This is a genomic window from Amycolatopsis sp. NPDC049868, assembly GCF_044461365.1.
GTDB lineage: Bacteria > Actinomycetota > Actinomycetes > Mycobacteriales > Pseudonocardiaceae > Amycolatopsis.
The window spans coordinates 914,533-935,102 of sequence record NZ_JBITKV010000002.1; the positions used below are offsets into that span (position 1 = coordinate 914,533).

Below are 20,570 nucleotides of genomic sequence, written 5' to 3' on the forward strand. Positions count from 1 at the left end.
GTCCCTGACATTCCTTTGTGGATCGAGGTTGCTGCCTGCCATGTTCACGATCACCACCCGGGGAATGGGGCGCTGGCACGCCGACGTCTCGGCCGGAACGGTCACCTTCGGCTACACGCCGGACGACGCGGTCCCGAACACCAGTTACCACCTGCCGCGGGTATGGCCGGGGCGGGGTCTCGCGATTCCGGCCGCCGCCGTGGAGGCGTTTCGCGCGGCTCTCGCCGAGGTGATGCAACGGCCGGCCTACTGGCAGGCCCGCACCCCGGGACATGACAGTGCGGAACTGTGGTCTTTCCCGTGGCTGGACCCCGATGAGGAGTTCGTCTTCATCACCGGCCCGTGCGAATCTGTCGATGCCACCGTCGGCTACCGGCCGACCCGCGCCTTCACGATCGCGCTGGCGGACGTGCGCGGTCTCCGCATCCGGGTTAACGCATACCTCGACGGCATCCGCCCCAAGGCGGGCAGCGGGATCACGCCGGGCGGCTGACTCCGATCGGGGCAGACCGGTGTCGAGGTCGCGGTTCGGACAGGGAGGCCGGGGAGCCGCCCGCATTGGAGCGGCTCCCCGGTGCCCGACTGAGCGATCCTGTTGTGTGGCCAGGTGATTCGGAAGTGGGCGAGGTGGCTGGTGCACGCTTGCTACTGGGCGCGAACGGTTTCACCGTCCGGGCTGGTGGCCGTGGTCGCTGACTGTGCGATGCGGGGCCAGGTCCAGGCGTACCGCAGGATGAGGGCGAGAACGATCAATTCCAGTGCGACGCCGAGGCCGTAGAAGTACCTCCAGGACTCGCCCACCGCGTTGAACGCCGCGAAGGGGACCTGTATCGAGGCCACGATGAGGTTCGTGGTGCGGTTCGCCCGGGCGGGCAGGGTCATCGACAGCACGACCATGAGGATCGGGATCGCCATGAGCGTGAGGAAGACGATGAACAACGGCTGGCTGATGTCGAACTCGAAGACGACGCCGGCCTCGATGTCTTTGATGACGCCGGGTTTGAAGAAGGCGAGAATGTCCACGTAGGCGTACAGGAGCACGAGGCTCGTCCACGCTGCGGCGAGCTTGGCTCTCACCGGGATCCGCTGCTCTTCCAGTGCGGTCGTGGTGGGTTGACGTGTTCTCATCGTGGGCTCCGTTGTCGTGGTGAGGACCGGTGGGCCAACGATCGCCGAGCCCGGCGGCGGGGCACATCGTCGTCGAGGCCGGACCCGCCCCGGCCGTGGGGAGGAGCGGCGTCTCGTTCTTTCGGTCGGTCCCTTACGCCTCGGCGGTCCCTAGGCTGGGTGCGTGACCACCAACGCCCTGCGCTCGCTGTGGGCCGAGCCGCGCGCCACGGACGCTCCTGAACGGCTTTCGCGCGACTGGGTGCTGGTCGGGGCGTTGATGGTGACGGCGCTGCTCGAGGGAGTCCTCCGGGACGACGTCGCCTGGCGGCCGTTCGCGACGATCGTGGCGGTCGGACTCGCGCCGGTGCTGCTGTGGCGGCGTACCCACCCGCTGGCCTGTGTCGTGGTGGCCTTCGGCACCGCGATGGCGTTGGGACTGGCGAGCCTGCTGGGCGGGGCCCCGAGCGTGGGCCTCGACACGATGATCTACGTTCTGGTGCTCCTCTACGCGCTGGTCCGCTGGGGCTCAGGGCGCGAGATCGTGATCGGGCTGGCGGTGGTGGCGGTCGCCGCGGGAATCGGTATGGTCCCCGACCACATCGGGCCGACCGAGATCTTCGGCGGGTTCGCCATCCTCGCGGCGGCGGCCGCGGGCGGAGCGGCGTTCCGCTACCGCGCCGAGAGCCGGCGCCGGGAGCTGGACCAAATCCGCGGCCAGGAGCGGGTCGGTCTCGCGCGCGAGTTGCACGACATCGTCGCCCACCATGTCTCGGCGATCGCTGTGCAGGCGCAGGCGGGCCAGGCGATGGCCGGCCGGCGGCCTGAGGCGGCACTCGAGGTGCTGGCGGCGATCGAAGGGGAAGCGTCGCGGACGCTCGCGGAGATGCGGGCGATGGTCGGCGTGCTGCGCGCCGGTGCGCCGGCGGGGTACGCCACCCAGCCCGGCGTTGCCGACCTGGTGTCCCTCGCCAGACGCGCCCCGGTCCCGGTCGTCGACGTGGAGTTGCCGGATGGCCTGGACGAACTTCCGCCTCAGATCGACGCGGCGGTCTACCGGCTGGCGCAGGAGGCGCTGACCAACGCCCTGCGGCACGCCCGCGACGCCTCGCGTGTGGAGATCCGGGTCGTGGACGGCGCGGGAACGCTGCGACTACGCGTGACCGACGACGGACAGATCGACCCGGCACGGTCGGTGAACCACGGCTTCGGGCTGCTGGGGATGACCGAGCGTGTGCAGCTGCTCGGCGGCACGCTGCGTGCCGGGCCGGCGCCCGAGGGCGGGTGGACGGTCGACGCCGAACTGCCGACTAAAGTACGCCGATGACGGTGCGCGTGCTGGTGGCCGACGACCAGGATCTGGTCCGCACCGGCCTGTCGATGATCCTTGACGCGCAGCCCGACATCGAGGTCGTCGGCCAGGCCGCCGACGGCCACGCCGCCGTCGAGCTGGCGCATCGGCTCCGCCCCGACGTGTGTCTGGTCGACATCCAGATGCCCGGGCTCGACGGCATCGAGGTGACCAAGCTCCTCGCGGGGCGGGGCGTCCCGGAACCGATCGCAGTAGTCGTGATCACGACATTCGACCTCGACGAGTACGTCCATGGCGCGCTCCGGGCAGGCGCCCGCGGCTTTCTGCTCAAGGACGCCGGGACGCAGCTGCTCGTCCAAGCCGTCCATGCCGCCGCCGTCGGCGATGCCCTGATCGCGCCGAACATCACCCGGCGGCTGCTGGCCACACTCGCCGCAAGGGAACCGTCGAGCCGACGGACCCAACCGATCGAGCCGCTCACCGAACGCGAGGAGGAGGTGCTGACGTTGGTCGCCCGCGGCCGCACGAACGCGGAGATCGCCGCCGAGCTGTTCATCGGCTTGACGACCGCCAAGACCCACGTCGCCAGCCTCCTGACCAAAATCGGCGCCCGAAACCGGGTCGAGATCGCGATGTGGGCCTACGACACCGGCCGAGTCGGGGGCTGAACTCGGTAGGGCTGCGGCCTGCTCTCGGCCGCGGCCGGGTGGTCAGTTTTGATTGACCGGCCAGGCTGCGGCGGGGTGGCAGTGTGCCGGGCAAGCCAGTATGTAGGTCTCGTTGCCGAGAAAGAGGCCGTACTGGCCGAAGCGGAAAGTGTCGAGCTGTTCGGGTCGGTCGGGATGTTTGTCGAACCCGGTGTCCGTGGGGAGCTGGCATACGTAGACGAGGTTGTTGCCGCAGGGGCAGGTATAGGACTCGCGGCCCTGGATCCAGCTCGGCACCCCGCCGATTTTGAACTCGCGGAGACCGATGCCGTGGGCGGTGAACGCCGAGTCCAGGTCCTGACCGTCCGAGAGCACGTCACCGGGCCACCAGATCGTGACCTGCTCGGTCGCGGGACGGAAGTCCAGCCGTCGTGGTCGCAGGTACTCGTCCGGGTCCGCGGCCGGGCTCGTGTCATCTCGGTGGATCAGGATTCTCCAGAACGCGCCGGGTGCCGTGTACAGCGGTGGTGGCGTGTCCCAGAATCTCGGCGGCAGCTGTTCCGACGCACCTTGGGCGACGACCGCGTCGTTGTGCGCGGGGCACTGAAAGACCAGGAGATGATCTCCGCCGAACACGGCGATGTCCGCGGGGATGTCGAATTGAAAGAACAGGATCATCCTTTCGCCGCAGAAACACCGTGGCCAAGGCTCCCCGGCGGGGAGAATCGGCCACCCACCGATGGTGTCGCGAGAGTCCGGCGTGGCCGGGTCGCCGTACGTCTCGACCACGTACATCGGGACGTCGGAATCGCGCGTCAGTGGAGGTTGTGCCGGAGGAGTGCTCACCTTCGACACCTTAGGCCGCCGATCCTCCCCACCTCCGCAGATCACTCGATCACGAACGCCATCGGAAGGCGTCGCCAACCTCGGTTCATGACGCCCGCCCGCCGAACTGCCAGTTGTGGACCTCGATGTCGGCGTACCGGTCCAGGGTCAGGACGGCGCGTGCCGTGTCCGGGTCCGGTGCCCGGACCAACGCGGCTGTGCCTACCCACCTTGTGTCGTCGTCGGATATCAGTGGCCCATACGCGATCAGCTCGTCTCGATCGGGCGGCATGGCGAGGTCGGCTGCCCGTCCCGTGCCGAGGCCGAGCACCAGGTACCGGTTGCCACCGGTGCGGCCACCGGGGAAATCCCACATGGTGCGCCCCAGCGTGTTGCGCCACCGGCGCAGCAGCACGTCTCGGTAGACGCCGGCCTGGTAGTTGGGCTCCTCGAAGGCGAACGCGCGGGCGGCAGCGGGATCCGGCAGGTCGACGATGTGCACGCTGCCGGTGGGCGTGTCGCCGTCGACGGCGAGGGTCGGCCCGCGGGCGATCATCTCCGTCGCGTATCGGTCCATGTAGGACCAGTGCTCTTCCAACAGCTCTTCGCGCAGCGCCACGGAGCCGGGCCGATCGCGGTGGTAGCAGAAGAACTCCATGCCCACAGTGTCCACCCACCATGCACCGCCCCGCCCGGTAGTTGTCAAACCGCCGATCGTGCCAAGGGAAGTGCTACGTGCCGGTCGCGAGCGCCTTGATCTCTTGGGCGACTTGCGACAGTTGCTCACCAGGCTCGATCGTCAAATCACCGGTCGCGGTCCAGCCCTCGTTTCCCCAGTCGGGTTGAAACCTCTGGATGGTGACCCGCAGCTGCACGTGGCCGTGCTGGTGCGACGCATCGATCTTCAGATCACATTCGAGGGACTCCCAAGTCCGGACTCCGTCCCAGCCACGCCAGTCATCCACGTGGCGCTGGAAGAACTCCGCGAGATCGGCGAACCCCGACGCATAGTGCTGCACGACCCGAACCGATGCGGACAAGCCGTGGAGCTGCAGCTCGGCAAGCAAGAACCGTGGCGGGCCACCCTCTGCGGCATCGGCTGTCAGCCGCAGAAAGTCGTGGTCGGAACCAATCCGTGCCTGGATCATGGCCGCATCATGGCGTTTCAGCCACCGAGACGACAACCGGAATTACCGGATAGCGCGATCACGCGCATCCGCTCACCGTAGCCTGCCCACGTGGAATTCGTGGTTGCCGCCGAAGGCTGCCACGGCCGGACATTCGTGCGGACTCGACCGACGCTTTCCTTGACGGACACGTTCCTTCGGACGTGACAGTCCGCTCATGCCGCTGGTCGAACGGTGCCGCGCGGTCCTCGTGCCGACAACTACTCGTTGCCGAGTGGTTTGAGGAGACCTGTGAGGTTGTCTTCGTCATCGTGGAGTCCGATGAGTACCTCGGTCATGAAGCTGACGCCCGGTTCGCGGACGATGACGCCGTCGGAGCACCCGAAATAGCTGCCGCCCCCGCACTCTCCGGTCTGCGCCCACTGTTCCATGAGTCGTTCCACTTCGGCGACGGTGAACATCGTCGCGCTCCACCGTGAGCCGTCGGGCAAGCGCACCTCGACATCGATGTTCTCTGCCTGCTCGGGATCTTCACGGTCACCGATGATGTAGTGGACATCGAACGACGTCGTACGGATGCGGTAGAACGTCCCGTCGAAACTGTGGGAGAGCACGGTCGTCGAGTTGGCCACGGTGACGCATGCTACGGGGAAAAGCCACTCTCGTATCGCAGGGTGAGCGGTCGGTCAAGGCGCGGTGGCACTAGGGGAGCAACATGACGGCTGATTCGACCGGCTTGTCGGTCCGGTTTCGACTGCCAGATCGCGAAGCGCTCCTGCCCCCGCGATGAGCGCGTCCGTGCGAGTGTGGATTCTTGATCGGCTACCTTGCGGTGGTGGATACCAAGGTGCTGCAGGGTGCGCTGGTCGAGGTGCCGACAGGCACAGTGACGGGAGTGGACCGGCGGGCGTTCGGAGAGTTCGTCGGACCGCAGGGTGAGCTGGCGTCGTACGCGTTCGGTTGGACGACCGGGTCGGACCCGCACGTCGCTCGCTTGTCGGTCGGGATCGGCGCGGGCAACCCCGGCGGCGGAACCTTCCATGCCGTCGTCTTCGAACACGAGGACGGTCATGCGTTCTCGCTGACCGATGACCCGTTCGAGCGGGTGCCGGAGGGCGGCCCGGACCTGACCGCGGACGAGGCACGAGCCCATGAGGACTTGCCGTTCATCTGGTGGGTCGCCGACCAGGTCATGCAGCGTGATCGGCGGGCTTGGTGGATGCGGCACTGGCTTCTGCGCACCACCTGTATCCAGACCCGTGAGATCTTCGAGCGCAGCGAGCCGATTCTGCTTGTCCAGCACGACGCCGATGACGGCATGTGGCAGCTCATCGGCGCTTCCGACGCTGACAGCGCCACCGGCAAGATCGGACACCTGCACCACGCCATCGACGAAGACCAAACCCTGATCGACACACTCGACCTGCCGGCCGGCGGCAGCGCGACACGAACAGGCATCGGACGTCCCTGGAACCGTCACTGCTAGCCCGGCAACGCACTCTCTTGCCGATGTGGGGCTGTACAAGGATGACTCCGGCTTGCCGCGCGCGGTGGCACCCCGTGTCGCTTTGACGGGGCCACGTCGCTGGGATCTGTGTGCTCCAACCGGGTGGTCACTCGGTCGGGTCTGTCGTCTGCGCGCCGGCGAGGGAAGGCTGGTCTGTCGGCACGGCGCCGCCCGTGCTTTGCCGTACCTAGGGAGCCCTTGGGTGATCGCCACCTCGCCGCCGCCTCAACCCCGTCACCGAGAGGTGGCCTCCGCCGCCGGTCACGGTCATGTGGGGAGACCATGACAGTTATCTTCGAAAGCCGTGACCTGGACAAGATCGTGGAGTTCTGCTGCACCAGCTATGCGGCGTCGCGGTTCAGTCCCCGCCAGGTAGAACCGCATCGGTTCCGGATCACCCAGGATCCGTTGGGGCCGGTCAGCCTGGACCGCACGGATTTCGGCTTCGAGATGGACTACACCGTCAACCCAGTGGGTCGCTTCTGCGTGTTCGTGATGGAGTCCGGCACGTTCCCACGTTGGGACATCGCCGGCGTGCACCACAGCCTCGGCCCGGGCGAAGTCTTCCTGGCCACGCTGCCCGACCGACCCGTCACCGGCCGGTGCGGCCGGGCGCGCTTCAGCGCCACGATGTTGGAGCCGTCCTTGCTGTCCCGGGTAGCCGCGACCGCACCCAGCCACACCGACGACAAGCCAGTCCAGCTGACCGGTCACCGGCCGATCTCCCCGGCCGCCGGACAGCACCTGCTGCACACCATCACCTTCCTGCGCGACCACGTCCTCACCACCCCGGCGATCCGGAACGCCCCGTTGATCGCCTCCACCGCACCCCAACTACTCGGGGCCACCGTGCTGGCCACCTTCCCGAACACCGCGTGCACCGACCCCACCATCGAAGACCGCCACGACTCCCACCCCGCCACCCTCCGCCGGGCCGTCGCGTACATCGACGACCACGTCCATGAGGACATCTCGGTCGCCGACATCGCCGCCGCCGCGCGCACCACCATCCGCGCCGTCCAGTACGCCTTCCGCCGCCACCTCGCCACCACCCCCATGGGCTACCTCCGCCAAGCCCGCCTTCAGCACGCACACCAAGACCTGCTGGCAGCAGACTCCGGCTCCGGGGCCACGGTCACCGAGATCGCCGCCCGCTGGGGCTTCTTCCACCCCGGTCGCTTCGCCCACCACTACCGCATCGCCTACGGTGACCCGCCCTACCGAACTCTGCTCCGCGAAACCTGACCCGGACTCCAAGACGAGGCCAGTCCGGAGCCCGCCCGAGACGGAATATCCGCACATGCCGAATTGAGTGTGACGCTGTCGGTGATCTTCGGCGAGGTCGAAGATCGACCGAGGCGGTGCCCGAGGATCCGGTGGACCCGATGGCGAGATCAGGGCCGGCTTGTCCGGCCGGCGCCCCGGGGATTCGCCTGGCTGGTGCGCGGCGGGTGACCACTCGAACGTGATGATCTCTTCCGCGTTCGGGTGATCCTCTCGGGCCCGGTGCTGCAGCAGGGTGGAACCGCACGTAGCGCCGGCTACCGGCCACCCAGCACAGGGAGAGGATCCACATGCTTCAGAGGGGCAAGCCGACCGTCACCACGACGGCGAAACCGGAGACCTTTCACGGGATCGGGCAAGGAATGCGCGGTCGTGTCCGCGCTGTCGCGCTGGCCGCGGCGGGTGTCGTCCTCGCCGCGCTCGCCGGTCCGTTACCCGCCGCCGACGCCGCCCCGGCACGTGTCGACGCCGCGGTCCAGGGTGAGTCCCCGCTCATCGGCGCGGGGCTGACCGTTGATCTCAACGCGGCACTCGACCTCGAGGGCAAAGGCATCGCTGTCAGCGGTGTCGGCGGCGCGGTCAAGGACGAGGACGGCATCGCATTGAAGGTCGGCAAGGGCAGCAAGATCGTCTACCCCCGCAAGGTCACCGGCGGGAAAGTGTTGCTCGTGGGCGGTATCCAGCTGTCCAAGGGCGGCAAGAAGATCGTGATCTCCAACGTGGTTGTCGGCATCACCACCGGCGTCGTCACCGCCAAGGTCGGTGCCAAGGCAGGCGTCCGCCTCGGCACGGTGAACGAGCCGCGCCACGCCGAGGCCATCAAGTTGGAGGGCACCACCATCCTCACGCTCAAACTCGCCGAGCGGGGAATCCGGCTCGGTGCCGACGTCCTGTCCGCCATCGGCACCGCTCTTGGCACGCCCCTGGATATCGACGAGGACGTCGACGTCGATGCCGACCTCGACGCGGATGTCGACCTGGCGCTCGGGAACAAGGTCAACACCAGCCTGGTCAACGCGCTCGGCCTCGGCGACGAGATCGATCCCAACCTCGATCTCAACGCCCTGCGGGACCTCGACTTCAACCTCGACATCGACTTCTAGCCACAGACGGAACGTCCCACCCGGACAGACAGGCTGTCGCATGCCCCGTAGGCCCATCCTGACCTGCGGGGTACCAGCGACCTTGCCCGCACACGCGCGCCTCGTCGAAGTCTTCGACCACCACCTCGACGGACGCGGGATCATCGCGCCAGGCCGGCCGTCGCGCCCCGATGTCACACGGTCGCGATCTTGTCGCCTGCGGTAGCCGCCGGTTGGATGGGACGTGATCAGCAGCGGCGAAATCGATGAAGGGAAGAGGCAGCACATGGCCACCACCCGCACCGCGCACACCGTCTGGGAAGGCGACCTGAGCACCGGATCGGGGACCGTCACCTTCGACTCCTCGGGCATCGGCAGCCAACCTGTGTCCTGGCCGTCCCGCGCCGAGCAGGCCAACGGCAAGACCAGCCCCGAGGAGCTCATCGCGGCGGCGCACTCCAGCTGCTTCTCCATGGCTCTCTCGCACGGCCTCACCGGCGCGGGCACGCCGCCCACCCGGCTGGAGACCAAAGCCGACGTGACCTTCCAGCCCGGCGAAGGCATCACCGGCATCCACCTGTGGGTGCGCGGCGAGGTGCCCGGCCTGGACGAGGCGGGCTTCACCGCCGCGGCCGAGGACGCCAAGAAGAACTGCCCGGTCAGCCAGGCACTCGCCGGGACCACCATCACCCTGTCGGCCGAGTTCGCCTGACCCCCACGTACACCCCGGGCCGTGCTCGCGCACGGTCGGGGTGGAACCGTGGGTCACGAAGCCGTCGGGCTGAAACGGTGAACCGCCTGCGTCGACACCAGGACGACAGGACACGTCGCGTGCCTGACACAGGCCATCGCGACGCTGCCGAAGACAAGCCTGCCGGCCGCGCTCTTCGTTCCGGTACCCAGCACGAGCATGTCCGCGCCGCTCGCCGCCGCGAGCAGTTCCGACGTCGGATTTCCTTGTCGTAGCGAGGTTTTCACCTCGACTCCCGCGGCAAGCTCATCCTGGATCCGGGCGACCGCGTCTTCGAGCGAATAGTTCTTCCGTACCGGAACCCTGCCGTGCGGCTGGAGTGCGAACGACGTACCGGGAAGAAGCTCTTCCCGCGGCAGGACCATGAGGACCTCGACGTCGTCGCCGGTCACGGCGGCTTCGGTGATGGCCCATCGGATCGCGTGCTCGCTCTCGGCCGAGCCGTCGGCGCCGACGAGAAGATGGCGGGTGTTGCCGGGATTGCTGTTCATGGTCGTTTCCTTTGCGCGGAAGGCCCGGCACGGAGAAGGTCCTGCCAGGTGATGACGCCGATCACGCGACCGTGTTCGAGGACCGGGACGGACCGGAGCCCGCGATCCAGCATCTTCGCCGTCAGGTCGGTCAGGTCGCTGTCGGGATGGGCGCCGGCCACCGGTCGCCGCATCAGCGCGCTCACTTTGGTGTGACCGCTGAGCATGACCCCGCCGTCCGGGTCGCTGTCGGCGAGAAAACGCGCTCGGAGAAGGTCTTCCTCGACCAGCAGGCCGAGTAGTTCGCCGGTGTCGCCGACGACCGGCAGCGAGGTGATTCCCTTGCCGGTCAGCACGGCGATCGCCTCGCCGATGGTGGCCGCGGGGGTCACCGCGACGACCGGGGTGGTCATGACATCACGTACTCGCATGAAGCCAGTGTCGATCCGGCGAGCGGCCCGGAATACGGCTGGAGGTCCCGCCGGGCCGGGACCGTCGCCTCTCTTCCCGGGTGGCGTCGCCGCGTGACGCTGGCGACGACAAGTTCCCGGCGAGCCGCAGCGGAGGTCCAGGTCATGAACACGTCGTCTCGCTGGTCGCGAGCCTGGCACACGGTCCATCCCGGGCGGAACCCGCTCGCTCGCCGCGAGGATCGCATCGAGGCGTTCGTGGTGATCGTGGCGATCGTCCTGGTGGTTCTCGCGCTTCCGGTCGCCGCGGCGGTGGCTTCCGGTGTCTTCGCGGCCCGCGCGGAACAGGCCGTTGCCGAGCAGGCCACCAGATATCGCACGGAGGCGACCCTTCTCGAAGACGGCGCGCCCATCGCCATCGCGGGCCGGTCGGGTGTCGTCCACGACACCGCGCCTGCCGAGGCCACCTGGGTCACCCGGGAAGGAGACCGCCGGGTCGGCGAGGTCGAGGCGACGCGGGGGATCCGGGCCGGCGCGAAGGTGCCGGTGTGGCTCGACGAGTCCGGGAGCCCGGTCGCCGCGCCGTTCACCGTTGCCGACGCCCGGATCCTCGGTATCGGGACGGGAGCGGGCCTCTGGCTGGCTTTCATCGTGGTCGTGCTCGCCGGTTATCGCTGCGGCCGGATCCTGCTCGACAGGGTTCGCTGGGCGCGGTGGCAGGAGGAATGGCGGGAGTTCGCGCCCCGATAGCGGTGCCGAAGGTCCCGTCACGCCGGGCCCACGGCCACTGCCGTGCCGTCCCGTCGCGCGAGACGCTGAAGTCGTCGAAAGGCAGGTACGGCCCGATGGTCCTCACTCGTTCTCCGGTCTTCGCCGACGCGCTGCGCGCCGCGGTCCGCGCGCCGTCGCCGCACAACACTCAGCCGTGGCTCTTCGAACTGACACCGGACACGATCGACGTCCTTCTCGACGAGAGCCGTGTGCTCGGTGCCTGTGACGCCGAAGCGCGTGAGGCGCGGCTTGCCTGTGGCGCGGCGATTCTGAATCTGCGGCTCGCCATCGCCGCGGCCGGCCGGATCAGCGAAGTCGAGTTCGCGCCCGAACGGGACAAGCCGGCCTTGCTGGCGCGGGTGACGCTCGGCCCCCGGCACCGTCCCACCGCCACCGAACGCCGTCTCGCCGCCGCGATTCCCCGGCGCTACAGCAACCGCCGCCCGTTCACGGACGACCCGGTGCCACTCCGGGTGCGGACCGCGGTACGTGAGGCGGCCCGCGAGGAGGGAGCTCGTCTGGTCCTGCTCGACGAAGCCGGTCTGCTCGAGGCGACCGCCGGGCTCGTCCGTCGCGCTGACCATCTCCAGGGCCTCGACGCGGCTTTCCAACGGGAACTCCGGGCATGGACCCGGCACACCGCCGAGGACGACGGAGTTCCCGCCTCCTCGGGCGGGCCTCGTTCGGCAGGTGGGCTGCTTCCGGGTAGGTACGTCAACGAGAGTGGTGCTCCCCGCGTCTTCGAGCAGGACCCGCTGGTCGCGGTGCTGACCACGCCGAACGACGCGGCGGTCTCCCAGGTGCGCGCGGGCTGCGCGATGCAGCGGGTCCTGCTCACCGCGACGGACGCCGGATTGAGCGCTTCGTTCTACTCCCAGCCGGTCGAGATCGCCGCCGTACGCGCCGAACTGCGTGCCCTGCTCGGCGACGCCGGGCATCCCCAGACCGTCTTCAGGCTCGGTTACGGCAGTCCGGGCGTGACGACGCCACGCCGCCCGATCGAAGCGGTCGCCCGCGACAGACAGGAGACCGAGCGGTCATGACGACTTCCCTTACCGGAACCGCGCATGTCTGGTCGACCGAGGAGAAACGGATCCTCGTGGCGGCGGCGCGGCAGGCACCGAAGCGATGGATCGACGATGTCTGGACGCTGTCGGTCCGCGCGGACTCGCTCGACTTGTACGAACGTCTCGCGAACAAGCATGGGGCGCGGGACCGGGGCGGGCGGGCGCGGCTGATCGTCTGCGGCGCGGTACTGGCGAATCTCGAATGCGCGATGCGGATGCTGGGCTGGGCGCCGCTGCCTGATCTGACTTGCGACGTCCTCGCCATGGACCGGGTCGCCAGGCTCGAAGCCCGGCGTCGGATCCGCCCGGTCGCGGTCGACTTCGCGCGTTTCGCCGCCCTGTCCGGCCGGCGGACCAAGCCGGTCCCGGCCTCGGTGACGACTTGGGGGCGAGAGGTCGCCGGGGCGAACGAGGGCGACGGCATCGGGATCCGGGTGCTCACGCCGTCGCACGTCCGTGACCTGCCCAAGGTAGGTGGCCGGATCGCCAGGAACGTGGGCCGGGACGACTCTTGGATCGCGTTCCTGGTCTCCACCGCGGCGGAAACGCGCGGACTGCTCGTCCACGCGGGAGTGATCGCACAGCGCTTGCTGCTCGCGTCCACCGAACACGGCTTGACGGGTACCGCGTTCACCGAACCATTCGACACCCCGGTGGTCCGCGGGACGCTCGCCGGCACCGACGGCGCGCGCGGGTTCCCGCAGGCGGTGGTCGTGGTCGAACAACCCAGGAGAACACCGGCACAGAAGGGAAGAACGCCATGACGGACAGTGCGACGGAGAACCGGATCGTTGTCGGCATGGACGGTTCGGCGGGTTCCGCCGCGGCGGTGCGCTGGGCGGCCGACCAGGCGCTCAGGCAAGGCGCCGCCTTGCAGGTGGTCACCGTATGGGTCCACGACTCGATGCTCGACGACGTGTCAGCCGACCGGACCGTGGCGGAAGCGAGGGACGTCCACCTGAAGGCGCTGGAAGCCGCGACCGCCAAGATCCTCGACGCCCACGAAGGGCTCGACATCACCTACGACGTCCCCCAGGGGGATCCCGGCGAAACGCTGGTCGAGCGTTCGAAGGGCGCCGCGCTGCTCGTGCTGGGCAGCCACGGCACCGGCAAGATCCGTGAACTGCTGGTCGGCTCGGTGTGCAAGACGGCGCTGCGGCACGCGACCTGCCCGGTGGTGGTGATCCCGCCGCCCGCTTCGGCTCCGGAGGGCAGGCTCGGCCGGCTGCTGAACTCCGTGGCGTACGAGCCCGGTCCGATCCTCTGAGCGAAACCGGACACAGGAGAAAGCCATGAACGCGCGGACCGGAATCGTCACCGCGAGCACGCGGCTCCTTTGTTTCCAGCGGAATCCGCTCATCCGGTGGTCGGACCGGCTCGAAGCCGCGCTGGTGCTCGTCGCCGTCCTGCTGGCCCTGCTGGCCGTCCCGTTCGCCGCCGCCGCGGGTTCCGGGGCTTACGCCGAAGGTCGGGGGCGTGCGGCGGAACAGGCGGCGAGCCGTCAGGAGACGACCGCCGTGCTGCTCGCCGACGCGCCGCCCGCACACGTGCGCCTGGACGGTGTGCCACTGGACGAGAAGGTCGACGTCGTCGCCCGCTGGACGGCGCCCGGCGGAGTGATCCGGGAAGGCAGGGTGACCGTCGACGCCGGGATGGTGACCGGGAACGAGGTGCGGATCTGGCTCGACGCGAGCGGGCATCCCACCGAGGCACCGGTCACCGCCGACGACGCCCTGAGCCAAGGCATCGGCGTCGGCGCGGGGTTGTGGCTGGGCTGGATCACCCTGGTCACAGCGATCTTTCTGGCCTGCCGGGCAGCGCTCGGCCGCTGCCGCGCCGCCGAGTGGGCGCGGGAATGGCGGCGGGTGGCCCAGGACCGGCCGGCGGCCTGAGGAGGAGCGATGAGGATCCTGCTGACAGAGGCCACCTTCGACGAATCCCGCGAGGTCGCCGCCACGTTGCGGAACCTGGGGTGCCGGGTCAGTCCGTGCCATGTCCGGGCGGGACTGTGCCGGGCTCTCTCACCTGGCGGGACCTGTCCGCTGGACGAGGCGGACGCCCCGGATCTCGCCGTCGACGTCCGGGGCGCCGAGCCTGGGCTGACCGCGCGCGAATTCGGTGTGGTGTGCGCACTCCGGGCGAGGGTCCCGGTCGTGATGACCACGACGGAGGACACGGATGGTCCCGTCGTTCCACCCGGTCTCGAACACCGTGTCACGGCCTGTCCGCCGAAAGACCTCTTCGAGGCGTGCAGGGGTTTCCTGCGCACACGCGCTTGACCGAGAACGACACAAGGAGGATCCGATGCGTGCTTCGGAGATCATGACCAGTCCGGCGGTGGCGACCACACCCGCGACACCCCTTCGAGAGGCGGTGGCCGTGTTGACCGAGAAGGGATTCGCCGGCCTTCCGGTCGTCGACCACGAAGGCAGGGTGCTGGGGACGTTCACCGAATTCGACGCGTTGCGGGGAATCCGGGCGGGCGGTGACGGGATCACGGTCGGCGCGCTGATGTCCACGCCGGTCGAGGTGATCTCGCCGTCCACCAAGGTCGCGGAGATCGGCAGGCGGATGCTGGCCGACCGGCTGCGCTGCCTGCCGGTCGTCGAGGAGGGGGTCCTGGTCGGTGTGGTCAGCAGGCGTGATCTGCTGCGCCCGCTCGTCCGGCCCGACGACGCGATCGCCGCGCAGGTGCACAGCCTGATCAGCGACTACGCCGGACACCGTCCGAAGTGGACCGTCGAGGTCGATGGCGGCTATGTGAACATCGCCGGCGAGTTCCGGGACGAAGCCGAACGGAGGGTGCTCGACGCGCTCGCCCGGACGGTTCCGGGCGTGATCGCGGTCGTACTGGCCACCCGGAATCCGGCGGCGACATGACGGCCGGGACGAGTGCCTTGCTGGCGGACGGCGACATGATCACCGTCCGCCGCTTGCGTGCGGAGGACTTCGACTCCGTCCTGAACCTGCATCAGCGGCTTGACGAGCGTGCCCGCTACCTGCGCTTCTTCACCGCGCATCCGGGGAGGCTGGACCTGCTGAGCCGGATGGCGATCGACGGCCCGGGGATCGGAGCCTTCCGGGGGGAAGCACTCATCGGCGTCGCGCACTACCGCCCATGGGCCGAGGACGACGCGGCCGAAGTCGCCCTGGTCGTCGACCGCGCCGTCCAGGCACACGGAGTCGGCACTCTGCTGCTCGAACATCTCGTGTCCTTGGCCTTGGCTCAGGGGATCCACCGCTTCGTCGCACTGGTGCTCGCGGAGAACACCCGGATGATCAAGGTGTTCTCCGACCTCGGGCTTCCTTACGCCATCGAAAAAGGCGGGCCGGAGCTCAACGTCGAGATCGAACTCGGCGAGCCGGACAGGTATCTCGAACGGATCGAGGAACGGGAACGGCTCGCCGACGTGGCGAGTCTCCGCACGGTGCTGGCCCCGGCCTCGGTGGCCGTCGTGGGAGCGGGCAGGCGCGAAGACTCGGTGGGCAGGGCGATCTTGCGGAACCTCCTCGCCGCCGGCTTCACCGGTGTCGCGCGGGCGGTGAACCCGAACGCCACGGAGATCCTCGGCGTCCCTTGTGCGGCGTCGGTGTCCTCTTTGGACGACGCGGTCGAGCTGGCGGTGATCTGTGTTCCCGCGGAGTCCGTTCCCGGCGTCGTCGAAGAGTGCGGACGGGCGGGTGTGCGATCGATCGTGCTCGTCACGGCGGGGCTGACCGGCACGCCGCTGGAGTACCCTGTCCGCGAACTCGCCGCCAGGTATGGGATGCGGCTGGTCGGCCCCAATTGTTTCGGCGTGGTCAACACCTCGCCCGCGATCCGGCTCGACACGACGTTCGCGCACCGTGTCGCCCGGCGGGGCCGGATCGGGGTCGTGACCCAGTCCGGCGGTTTCGGGATCGCCCTGATGGACGCGCTGTCCGAACTGGAGCTCGGTCTGTCCACTTTGGTGTCCGCGGGGGACAAGTACGACGTGAGCGGCAACGATCTCCTGAGGTGGTGGCGTGACGACGGCGAAACCGACATCGCCGTGCTGTATCTGGAGTCCTTCGGCAATCCGCGGAAGTTCAGCAGGCTCGCGAGGGCGCTCGCCAGGAGAAAGCCGGTCGTCGCCATTCGCGGGGCCTCCGCCGCGGCGGCACAGCGCGCCGCTGCCGCGCATACGGCCGCTCGAGCGGTCCCGCCGGCGACCAAACTCGCGTTGTTCGGGCAAGCGGGTGTCCTCGTCGTCGACACGGTGACCGAGGTCCTCGGCCTGCTCGCCGCGCTGTCGTGGCAACCACTGCCCTCGGGCTCCCGGGTGGCCGTCGTGAGCAACGCCGGCGGTGCCGCGGTTCTGGGGGCGGAGGCCTGCGTTCGCAACGGCTTGACCCTGCCCGAACTGGGCGACGAGACCCAGGCCGCGCTTCGGCGGCTGTTGCCGGAGCATGCGAGCGTGGGCAATCCGCTCGACACCAGTGCCGCGGTCACGGCCGGAACGTTCGCCTCGTGCGTCGATGCGGTCCTGGCCGACGAAGGCGTGGACGCGGTGATCGCCGTCGGCGTGCCCACTGGTGTCGGCGACCCGCTGGCCGGCCTGGCCGGGCGACCAGGAGACAAGACCGTGCTCGCCGTACGCCTCGGGCAGCTGGAGTCCGTCAGCCCGCACGGCGGGATTCCCTGCTATGCCGATGTCGAGCAGGCGGCGGCCGTCATGGCGAAATCCGCTGAACGAGCCAAGTGGCTCAAAGCCGAGGACGGAGTGAGACCGGATCTCCCCGGTATCGACCTCGCGGCGGCGACTCGTCTGGTGGGGGACTACCTCTCGGCGCATCCGGGCGGCGGATGGCTGGCTCGCAAGGACGGCGAGGACCTGCTCGCCTGTTTCGGGATCCGGGTGACCCGGCGCCGATTCGGCGATCGCGAGTTGCTGGTGCGTGGCCAGTCCGACGAAGTGTTCGGTCCGGTGGTGGTGCTGGGACTCGGCGGTATCGACGGTGCCTTGCTCGACGACAGGTCCACCGGCCTGGGACCGCTCGGCACCAGGGGCGCCGATGCGCTCATCGACGGCCTGCGCGCCGGCAAGGCGTTGTTCGGCGGGAAGAGCCCGCTCGACCGATCCGCGCTTTCGGAGCTGCTTCTGCGAACGGACCGGATCATGGAGCTGGTGCCGGAGGTCGTCGACATCGAACTCGACCCGGTCCTCGTGTCGGCCGAAGGAGCCGACGCGGGCGCTGTCCGGGTGCTCGTCCGGCAACGGCCGTGGACCGATCACTACCTTCGACGGCTGTGAGTCACCGAGGGTTGGGCGCCTGAAGCTTGAGGTACATGAAGGCCCCCTTCCTTGCGCCAGGCGCAAGGAAGGGGGCCTTCATGTACTTGGCATGGGGCATGCGGGTTCGCTCACCGGAGCCAGGGGTTCCGGTCCACGAAGGACAGTCGCGTCCAGCGCTCTCCGAGCCCCCACGTGTTTCCGGCGGCGGCCGCGGCGAGCGCGATGAGCACGAGGGCGTAGATCAGGTGATAGTCGATGATCGGGTTGGTCGACATGGTCGGTTCGCCCGCGCCGTTCGTCCTGGCGGGCGGCCATTCGGCCACCCACATCAGCAGCATCATCACGGAGCCGGTGATGGCGGATAGCCGCATTCCCACACCAAGGGTCACGGCGAGACCGATTCCGAGCAGGCCCACCATGAACAACCAGTCCGCCCACCAGGTGCCACCCCAGGAACGCATTGTTTCGGCGAACGGGCCGACGTCGACGCGGCTCAGGAAGCCCTTCGTCGGCGAGCCGCCGTTGATCCAGGCGTTACCGGAAGCGGTGGCATAACCGAGACCGAAGGTCTTGTCGGCGAACGCCCACAGGAACAGCAGGCCGGTGGCGACACGGAGTACGGCGAGGCTCTTGGCGCCCGCCGACCGTCCATCGTGGACTTCCTGATACTCGACGGGAACGCTGTGCCGGTGCCCGCTTTCGGTGGTGGCCATGAAATCCTCCTCGTTACGGCTTTCGGGTCGAGTCGATTCTGTTACGACGCGGCACGTGGCTCTGGGGTCGAAAGGCCCGGGTAGACGAGGCCATCGTCATGCGCCGCGGCGAGACTCGCGCGGCATGCGCGAATCAACTGCCGGGTCGCGCGGGTCGGCGCCGCCCGCCCACAGCCAGGGCAGGAGAAGGTGACGTCTCCGGCCAGTTCGTCGATCGCGACGGAGAGCGCGAGCGAGCAGGAGCGGCACCAGCGGTGCCCGGTCACGACGATGACGTGCAGCGGTGACGACACGCATTGGTGCAGCCAGCGACGGTGAGTCCGGCAGGTGATCCGCTCCAGGGGATCGCGGTCGTCCTCCTCGTCGCGATCCTCTTGCGACAGGGTGAGCGCGAGCCGCCGATCCTTCAGATCCGCGTAACGAGCGAGGATTTCCAGCCGCTGGTGATTCGTGGCCGACATGGGAGGGACCTCGCTTTCGATCCGCGGATCGCTGACCTGTGTTCCCATGGTGCGCGGCTCGCCGGAGATTCAAGAGAGGCGGACGCCCCGGGCTGAGCGGCCCTTCGGCCCGAGCGCCTCCGCGAAAGTCCCGCGGCTCAGATGCCGAGGGAGGCGGGCCGGATGACGTCGTCGTCCCAGACGAAGTCGAGCCGGTTCCGGACGTCGACCACGCCGGCGACTTCACCCGCGAGGGCGCCCGCGCGTTCGACGGCGCCGCGGTTGTCGAGCCTGCCGAGAAGCGTCACCACACCGTCGGCGACGGTGACGGACGCCTGCCCGGGTGTCACCCGAAGGGCGCCGGCGAGGATGTCGTTTTCGATCTCGTCACGGATGTCCTCGTCGGGGCGCCGGAACGTGGACAGCAGATCGCGGCGTGACACGACACCGACGAGTTTCGCGTCCTCGACGACGAACAGCCGTCGCACGTCCTCCTTGGCCAGCCTGATGGCCGCGGCGGCCAGTGAGGCGCCTGCTTCGATCGTCACGACGGGCGCGGTCATCAGGTCCTTGGCGAGCAACGCCTTCGCTTTGCGCGACTCGTCCCTGGCGTGGTGACCGGCGAGCAAGGTATGCCGGGTCCCGCGAAGCCGAGCCAGAAGATCGGCCTCGGAGACCACCCCGATGGGCGCCCCGGCGCCGTCGACGACGGGCACCGCACTGATCCGCCGCGTCGCCATCAAAGCGGCGATCTGCTTGTACCCGGTGCCCGGCGTGACCGCGATCGGATCGGTGGTCATGACTTCGGAAACGGTGGTGCACATGGATCGCTCCTTCGTTGTCAGGAACCCGCGGTGCGGGAGATCAGCACCGGGCAGGCGGCGTGATGGATCAGGCTCTGCCCGGTCGAGCCGAGCAGGAGACCGCGGAACCCGCCGCGGCCCCGGCTGCCGACCACGATCAGTTGCGCCTTGACGCTCCAGCGCAGCAGTTCCTGGCGGGGTTCGTCGTGCACGACGACCTGGTGCACCTCGACGTCGGGATAGCTTTCCCGGAACGTGGACACCTGCTGGGCGACCATCCGCCGAGCCGACTCGGTGAAGGCTCCCCAGCCGTAGTTGCCCGCGGGGTCACCGAAGGAACGGGAAGCCGAGACATCTTCCCAGGCGTGTACCGCGACCAGGTCCGCTCCCCGGACACAGGCCTCGTCGAATGCCGCGGCGATCGCGAGCCTGGCCGCGGGGCTTCCGTCGACGCCGACCACGACGGGGAGTTTCGCGGCGGAGGGCAGGTCCCAGCCGCGGCCTCGTACCGACACGACGGGACAGTGCGAATGCCCGGCGAGCGAGGTCGTCACCGATCCACCGAACAGTGCGGTGAAGCGGGTGTGCTCGGTGGAACCGAGGACGATCAGCCGCGCGGTACCGGAAGCCTTGATCAACGCGGGGGCCACGGAGTCGTCGGCGAGATGGGTCCGGACGACCGGGCCGTGCGGGTATTCCACGGTGTCCGCCGCTTCACGAAGGATCGCTTCCCCGCGGTTCTTGACCTTGCGCAGGAGCTCGTCGGACGGGGGAACGCTGCCGAAGTAGTAGTCCGGCAGCCCCAGCGCGTGCCACAGTTCGAGGGAGGTCTCGTGCCGGTCGGCCGCCTGTACGCCCCAGGAGGCGGCGGCACGGGCACCGGCGGATCCGTCGGCGCCGACCACGATCGGCCCCGTCAGCCGGAGGGACTGCTTCATCATCGGCTCTTTCCGTTCGCGTACGGCCCTACGCGGCCAAAACTAAGCCGGAGTACGCGGG

General features: G+C 68.9%; 26 protein-coding genes. 15 read left to right on the top strand and 11 right to left on the bottom strand.

Annotation, left to right across the window (positions count from 1 at the left end):
- Positions 1 to 40: 40 nt before the first annotated feature.
- On the top strand, positions 41 to 493 hold the full coding sequence (locus tag ACIBTM_RS12605) for a hypothetical protein (protein ID WP_395876600.1): 453 nt from the start codon (positions 41 to 43) through the stop codon (positions 491 to 493).
- A gap of 152 nt (positions 494 to 645) precedes the next feature.
- Here ACIBTM_RS12605 and ACIBTM_RS12610 read toward each other — a convergent pair whose 3' ends face one another.
- The gene (locus ACIBTM_RS12610) at positions 646 to 1,128 is read right to left on the bottom strand and encodes a DUF6326 family protein (RefSeq protein WP_395876602.1); all 483 of its coding nucleotides are present in this window, start codon (positions 1,126 to 1,128) and stop codon (positions 646 to 648) included.
- 163 nt (positions 1,129 to 1,291) lie between these two features.
- Between ACIBTM_RS12610 and ACIBTM_RS12615 the strand changes: the two genes are divergently transcribed.
- On the top strand, positions 1,292 to 2,434 hold the full coding sequence (locus ACIBTM_RS12615; protein WP_395876603.1) for a sensor histidine kinase: 1,143 nt from the start codon (positions 1,292 to 1,294) through the stop codon (positions 2,432 to 2,434).
- Positions 2,431 to 3,087, top strand: a complete 657-nt coding sequence (locus ACIBTM_RS12620; RefSeq protein ID WP_395876604.1) for a response regulator — start codon at positions 2,431 to 2,433, stop codon at positions 3,085 to 3,087. Before ACIBTM_RS12615 ends, ACIBTM_RS12620 begins: the two co-directional genes overlap by 4 nt.
- A gap of 42 nt (positions 3,088 to 3,129) precedes the next feature.
- On the opposite strand, the gene ACIBTM_RS12625 is transcribed toward ACIBTM_RS12620, so the two are convergent.
- From ACIBTM_RS12625 to ACIBTM_RS12640, 4 genes are all read right to left on the bottom strand, one after another.
- Positions 3,130 to 3,912 carry a hypothetical protein gene (locus ACIBTM_RS12625; RefSeq protein WP_395876605.1) on the bottom strand — a complete coding sequence of 261 codons (783 nt, stop codon included), beginning with the start codon at positions 3,910 to 3,912 and terminating at the stop codon, positions 3,130 to 3,132.
- Positions 3,913 to 3,997: 85 nt separating this feature from the next.
- Positions 3,998 to 4,549, bottom strand: a complete 552-nt coding sequence (locus ACIBTM_RS12630) for a YciI family protein (RefSeq protein ID WP_395876795.1) — start codon at positions 4,547 to 4,549, stop codon at positions 3,998 to 4,000.
- 73 nt (positions 4,550 to 4,622) lie between these two features.
- Positions 4,623 to 5,039, bottom strand: a complete 417-nt coding sequence (locus tag ACIBTM_RS12635) for a DUF6228 family protein (RefSeq protein WP_395876606.1) — start codon at positions 5,037 to 5,039, stop codon at positions 4,623 to 4,625.
- Between the two features lie 239 nt (positions 5,040 to 5,278).
- Positions 5,279 to 5,650, bottom strand: a complete 372-nt coding sequence (locus ACIBTM_RS12640) for a hypothetical protein (RefSeq protein WP_395876607.1) — start codon at positions 5,648 to 5,650, stop codon at positions 5,279 to 5,281.
- Positions 5,651 to 5,853: 203 nt separating this feature from the next.
- Between ACIBTM_RS12640 and ACIBTM_RS12645 the strand changes: the two genes are divergently transcribed.
- From ACIBTM_RS12645 to ACIBTM_RS12660, 4 genes are all read left to right on the top strand, one after another.
- Positions 5,854 to 6,504 (top strand): hypothetical protein, encoded by a 651-nt coding sequence (locus ACIBTM_RS12645; protein ID WP_395876608.1) that lies wholly within the window; start codon positions 5,854 to 5,856, stop codon positions 6,502 to 6,504.
- A gap of 303 nt (positions 6,505 to 6,807) precedes the next feature.
- The gene (locus ACIBTM_RS12650; protein WP_395876609.1) at positions 6,808 to 7,770 is read left to right on the top strand and encodes a helix-turn-helix domain-containing protein; all 963 of its coding nucleotides are present in this window, start codon (positions 6,808 to 6,810) and stop codon (positions 7,768 to 7,770) included.
- Positions 7,771 to 8,099: 329 nt separating this feature from the next.
- On the top strand, positions 8,100 to 8,912 hold the full coding sequence (locus ACIBTM_RS12655) for a hypothetical protein (protein ID WP_395876610.1): 813 nt from the start codon (positions 8,100 to 8,102) through the stop codon (positions 8,910 to 8,912).
- Positions 8,913 to 9,177: 265 nt separating this feature from the next.
- Positions 9,178 to 9,603 carry an OsmC family protein gene (locus ACIBTM_RS12660; protein WP_395876611.1) on the top strand — a complete coding sequence of 142 codons (426 nt, stop codon included), beginning with the start codon at positions 9,178 to 9,180 and terminating at the stop codon, positions 9,601 to 9,603.
- 53 nt (positions 9,604 to 9,656) lie between these two features.
- Here the strand turns inward: ACIBTM_RS12660 and ACIBTM_RS12665 are convergent, their stop codons facing one another.
- Positions 9,657 to 10,133: a universal stress protein gene (locus ACIBTM_RS12665; RefSeq protein WP_395876612.1), complete on the bottom strand. Its 477-nt coding sequence runs from the start codon at positions 10,131 to 10,133 to the stop codon at positions 9,657 to 9,659.
- Positions 10,130 to 10,543: an HPP family protein gene (locus ACIBTM_RS12670; RefSeq protein ID WP_395876613.1), complete on the bottom strand. Its 414-nt coding sequence runs from the start codon at positions 10,541 to 10,543 to the stop codon at positions 10,130 to 10,132. Before ACIBTM_RS12670 ends, ACIBTM_RS12665 begins: the two co-directional genes overlap by 4 nt.
- 144 nt (positions 10,544 to 10,687) lie before the next feature.
- On the opposite strand from ACIBTM_RS12670, the gene ACIBTM_RS12675 reads away from it, so the two are divergent.
- From ACIBTM_RS12675 to ACIBTM_RS12710, 8 genes are all read left to right on the top strand, one after another.
- Positions 10,688 to 11,272 (top strand): hypothetical protein, encoded by a 585-nt coding sequence (locus tag ACIBTM_RS12675; protein ID WP_395876615.1) that lies wholly within the window; start codon positions 10,688 to 10,690, stop codon positions 11,270 to 11,272.
- Between the two features lie 95 nt (positions 11,273 to 11,367).
- Positions 11,368 to 12,336, top strand: coding sequence for an Acg family FMN-binding oxidoreductase (locus tag ACIBTM_RS12680; RefSeq protein WP_395876796.1), 969 nt, complete (start codon positions 11,368 to 11,370; stop codon positions 12,334 to 12,336).
- A complete protein-coding gene (locus tag ACIBTM_RS12685; protein ID WP_395876616.1) occupies positions 12,333 to 13,124 on the top strand; it encodes a hypothetical protein in 792 nt (263 codons plus the stop codon). Before ACIBTM_RS12680 ends, ACIBTM_RS12685 begins: the two co-directional genes overlap by 4 nt.
- Positions 13,121 to 13,627: a universal stress protein gene (locus ACIBTM_RS12690; protein WP_395876617.1), complete on the top strand. Its 507-nt coding sequence runs from the start codon at positions 13,121 to 13,123 to the stop codon at positions 13,625 to 13,627. The genes ACIBTM_RS12685 and ACIBTM_RS12690 overlap by 4 nt, the downstream gene beginning before the upstream one ends.
- Before the next feature lie 25 nt (positions 13,628 to 13,652).
- The gene (locus ACIBTM_RS12695) at positions 13,653 to 14,252 is read left to right on the top strand and encodes a hypothetical protein (RefSeq protein WP_395876618.1); all 600 of its coding nucleotides are present in this window, start codon (positions 13,653 to 13,655) and stop codon (positions 14,250 to 14,252) included.
- Positions 14,253 to 14,261: 9 nt separating this feature from the next.
- Positions 14,262 to 14,639 (top strand): hypothetical protein, encoded by a 378-nt coding sequence (locus tag ACIBTM_RS12700; protein ID WP_395876619.1) that lies wholly within the window; start codon positions 14,262 to 14,264, stop codon positions 14,637 to 14,639.
- A 25-nt stretch (positions 14,640 to 14,664) separates the two neighbouring features.
- The gene (locus ACIBTM_RS12705; protein WP_395876620.1) at positions 14,665 to 15,240 is read left to right on the top strand and encodes a CBS domain-containing protein; all 576 of its coding nucleotides are present in this window, start codon (positions 14,665 to 14,667) and stop codon (positions 15,238 to 15,240) included.
- Complete coding sequence (locus tag ACIBTM_RS12710) at positions 15,237 to 17,633, top strand: GNAT family N-acetyltransferase (protein WP_395876621.1); 2,397 nt, start codon at positions 15,237 to 15,239, stop codon at positions 17,631 to 17,633. The genes ACIBTM_RS12705 and ACIBTM_RS12710 overlap by 4 nt, the downstream gene beginning before the upstream one ends.
- A 110-nt stretch (positions 17,634 to 17,743) precedes the next feature.
- Here ACIBTM_RS12710 and ACIBTM_RS12715 read toward each other — a convergent pair whose 3' ends face one another.
- The 4 genes from ACIBTM_RS12715 to ACIBTM_RS12730 all read right to left on the bottom strand — a co-directional run bounded on the left by ACIBTM_RS12715 (position 17,744) and on the right by ACIBTM_RS12730 (position 20,509).
- The gene (locus ACIBTM_RS12715; RefSeq protein ID WP_395876622.1) at positions 17,744 to 18,328 is read right to left on the bottom strand and encodes a hypothetical protein; all 585 of its coding nucleotides are present in this window, start codon (positions 18,326 to 18,328) and stop codon (positions 17,744 to 17,746) included.
- A 41-nt stretch (positions 18,329 to 18,369) separates the two neighbouring features.
- Positions 18,370 to 18,789 carry a hypothetical protein gene (locus tag ACIBTM_RS12720; RefSeq protein WP_395876623.1) on the bottom strand — a complete coding sequence of 140 codons (420 nt, stop codon included), beginning with the start codon at positions 18,787 to 18,789 and terminating at the stop codon, positions 18,370 to 18,372.
- A 137-nt stretch (positions 18,790 to 18,926) separates the two neighbouring features.
- Positions 18,927 to 19,592, bottom strand: a complete 666-nt coding sequence (locus ACIBTM_RS12725; protein ID WP_395876624.1) for a CBS domain-containing protein — start codon at positions 19,590 to 19,592, stop codon at positions 18,927 to 18,929.
- A gap of 17 nt (positions 19,593 to 19,609) precedes the next feature.
- On the bottom strand, positions 19,610 to 20,509 hold the full coding sequence (locus tag ACIBTM_RS12730; protein WP_395876625.1) for a universal stress protein: 900 nt from the start codon (positions 20,507 to 20,509) through the stop codon (positions 19,610 to 19,612).
- Between the last annotated feature and the right edge of the window lie 61 nt (positions 20,510 to 20,570).

Bases quoted from the DNA above. Each gene is read 5' to 3' on its own strand.
- ACIBTM_RS12685 (WP_395876616.1), top strand. From the start codon at position 12,333: ATGACGACTTCCCTTACCGGAACCGCGCATGTCTGGTCGACCGAGGAG.
- ACIBTM_RS12725 (WP_395876624.1), bottom strand. From the start codon at position 19,592: ATGTGCACCACCGTTTCCGAAGTCATGACCACCGATCCGATCGCGGTC.
- ACIBTM_RS12655 (WP_395876610.1), top strand. From the start codon at position 8,100: ATGCTTCAGAGGGGCAAGCCGACCGTCACCACGACGGCGAAACCGGAG.
- ACIBTM_RS12680 (WP_395876796.1), top strand. From the start codon at position 11,368: ATGGTCCTCACTCGTTCTCCGGTCTTCGCCGACGCGCTGCGCGCCGCG.
- ACIBTM_RS12690 (WP_395876617.1), top strand. From the start codon at position 13,121: ATGACGGACAGTGCGACGGAGAACCGGATCGTTGTCGGCATGGACGGT.
- ACIBTM_RS12630 (WP_395876795.1), bottom strand. From the start codon at position 4,549: ATGGAGTTCTTCTGCTACCACCGCGATCGGCCCGGCTCCGTGGCGCTG.
- ACIBTM_RS12665 (WP_395876612.1), bottom strand. From the start codon at position 10,133: ATGAACAGCAATCCCGGCAACACCCGCCATCTTCTCGTCGGCGCCGAC.
- ACIBTM_RS12705 (WP_395876620.1), top strand. From the start codon at position 14,665: ATGCGTGCTTCGGAGATCATGACCAGTCCGGCGGTGGCGACCACACCC.
- ACIBTM_RS12650 (WP_395876609.1), top strand. From the start codon at position 6,808: ATGACAGTTATCTTCGAAAGCCGTGACCTGGACAAGATCGTGGAGTTC.
- ACIBTM_RS12610 (WP_395876602.1), bottom strand. From the start codon at position 1,128: ATGAGAACACGTCAACCCACCACGACCGCACTGGAAGAGCAGCGGATC.
- ACIBTM_RS12675 (WP_395876615.1), top strand. From the start codon at position 10,688: ATGAACACGTCGTCTCGCTGGTCGCGAGCCTGGCACACGGTCCATCCC.
- ACIBTM_RS12700 (WP_395876619.1), top strand. From the start codon at position 14,262: ATGAGGATCCTGCTGACAGAGGCCACCTTCGACGAATCCCGCGAGGTC.
- ACIBTM_RS12715 (WP_395876622.1), bottom strand. From the start codon at position 18,328: ATGGCCACCACCGAAAGCGGGCACCGGCACAGCGTTCCCGTCGAGTAT.
- ACIBTM_RS12670 (WP_395876613.1), bottom strand. From the start codon at position 10,543: ATGCGAGTACGTGATGTCATGACCACCCCGGTCGTCGCGGTGACCCCC.
- ACIBTM_RS12720 (WP_395876623.1), bottom strand. From the start codon at position 18,789: ATGTCGGCCACGAATCACCAGCGGCTGGAAATCCTCGCTCGTTACGCG.
- ACIBTM_RS12730 (WP_395876625.1), bottom strand. From the start codon at position 20,509: ATGAAGCAGTCCCTCCGGCTGACGGGGCCGATCGTGGTCGGCGCCGAC.
- ACIBTM_RS12710 (WP_395876621.1), top strand. From the start codon at position 15,237: ATGACGGCCGGGACGAGTGCCTTGCTGGCGGACGGCGACATGATCACC.
- ACIBTM_RS12605 (WP_395876600.1), top strand. From the start codon at position 41: ATGTTCACGATCACCACCCGGGGAATGGGGCGCTGGCACGCCGACGTC.
- ACIBTM_RS12695 (WP_395876618.1), top strand. From the start codon at position 13,653: ATGAACGCGCGGACCGGAATCGTCACCGCGAGCACGCGGCTCCTTTGT.
- ACIBTM_RS12635 (WP_395876606.1), bottom strand. From the start codon at position 5,039: ATGATCCAGGCACGGATTGGTTCCGACCACGACTTTCTGCGGCTGACA.
- ACIBTM_RS12660 (WP_395876611.1), top strand. From the start codon at position 9,178: ATGGCCACCACCCGCACCGCGCACACCGTCTGGGAAGGCGACCTGAGC.
- ACIBTM_RS12620 (WP_395876604.1), top strand. From the start codon at position 2,431: ATGACGGTGCGCGTGCTGGTGGCCGACGACCAGGATCTGGTCCGCACC.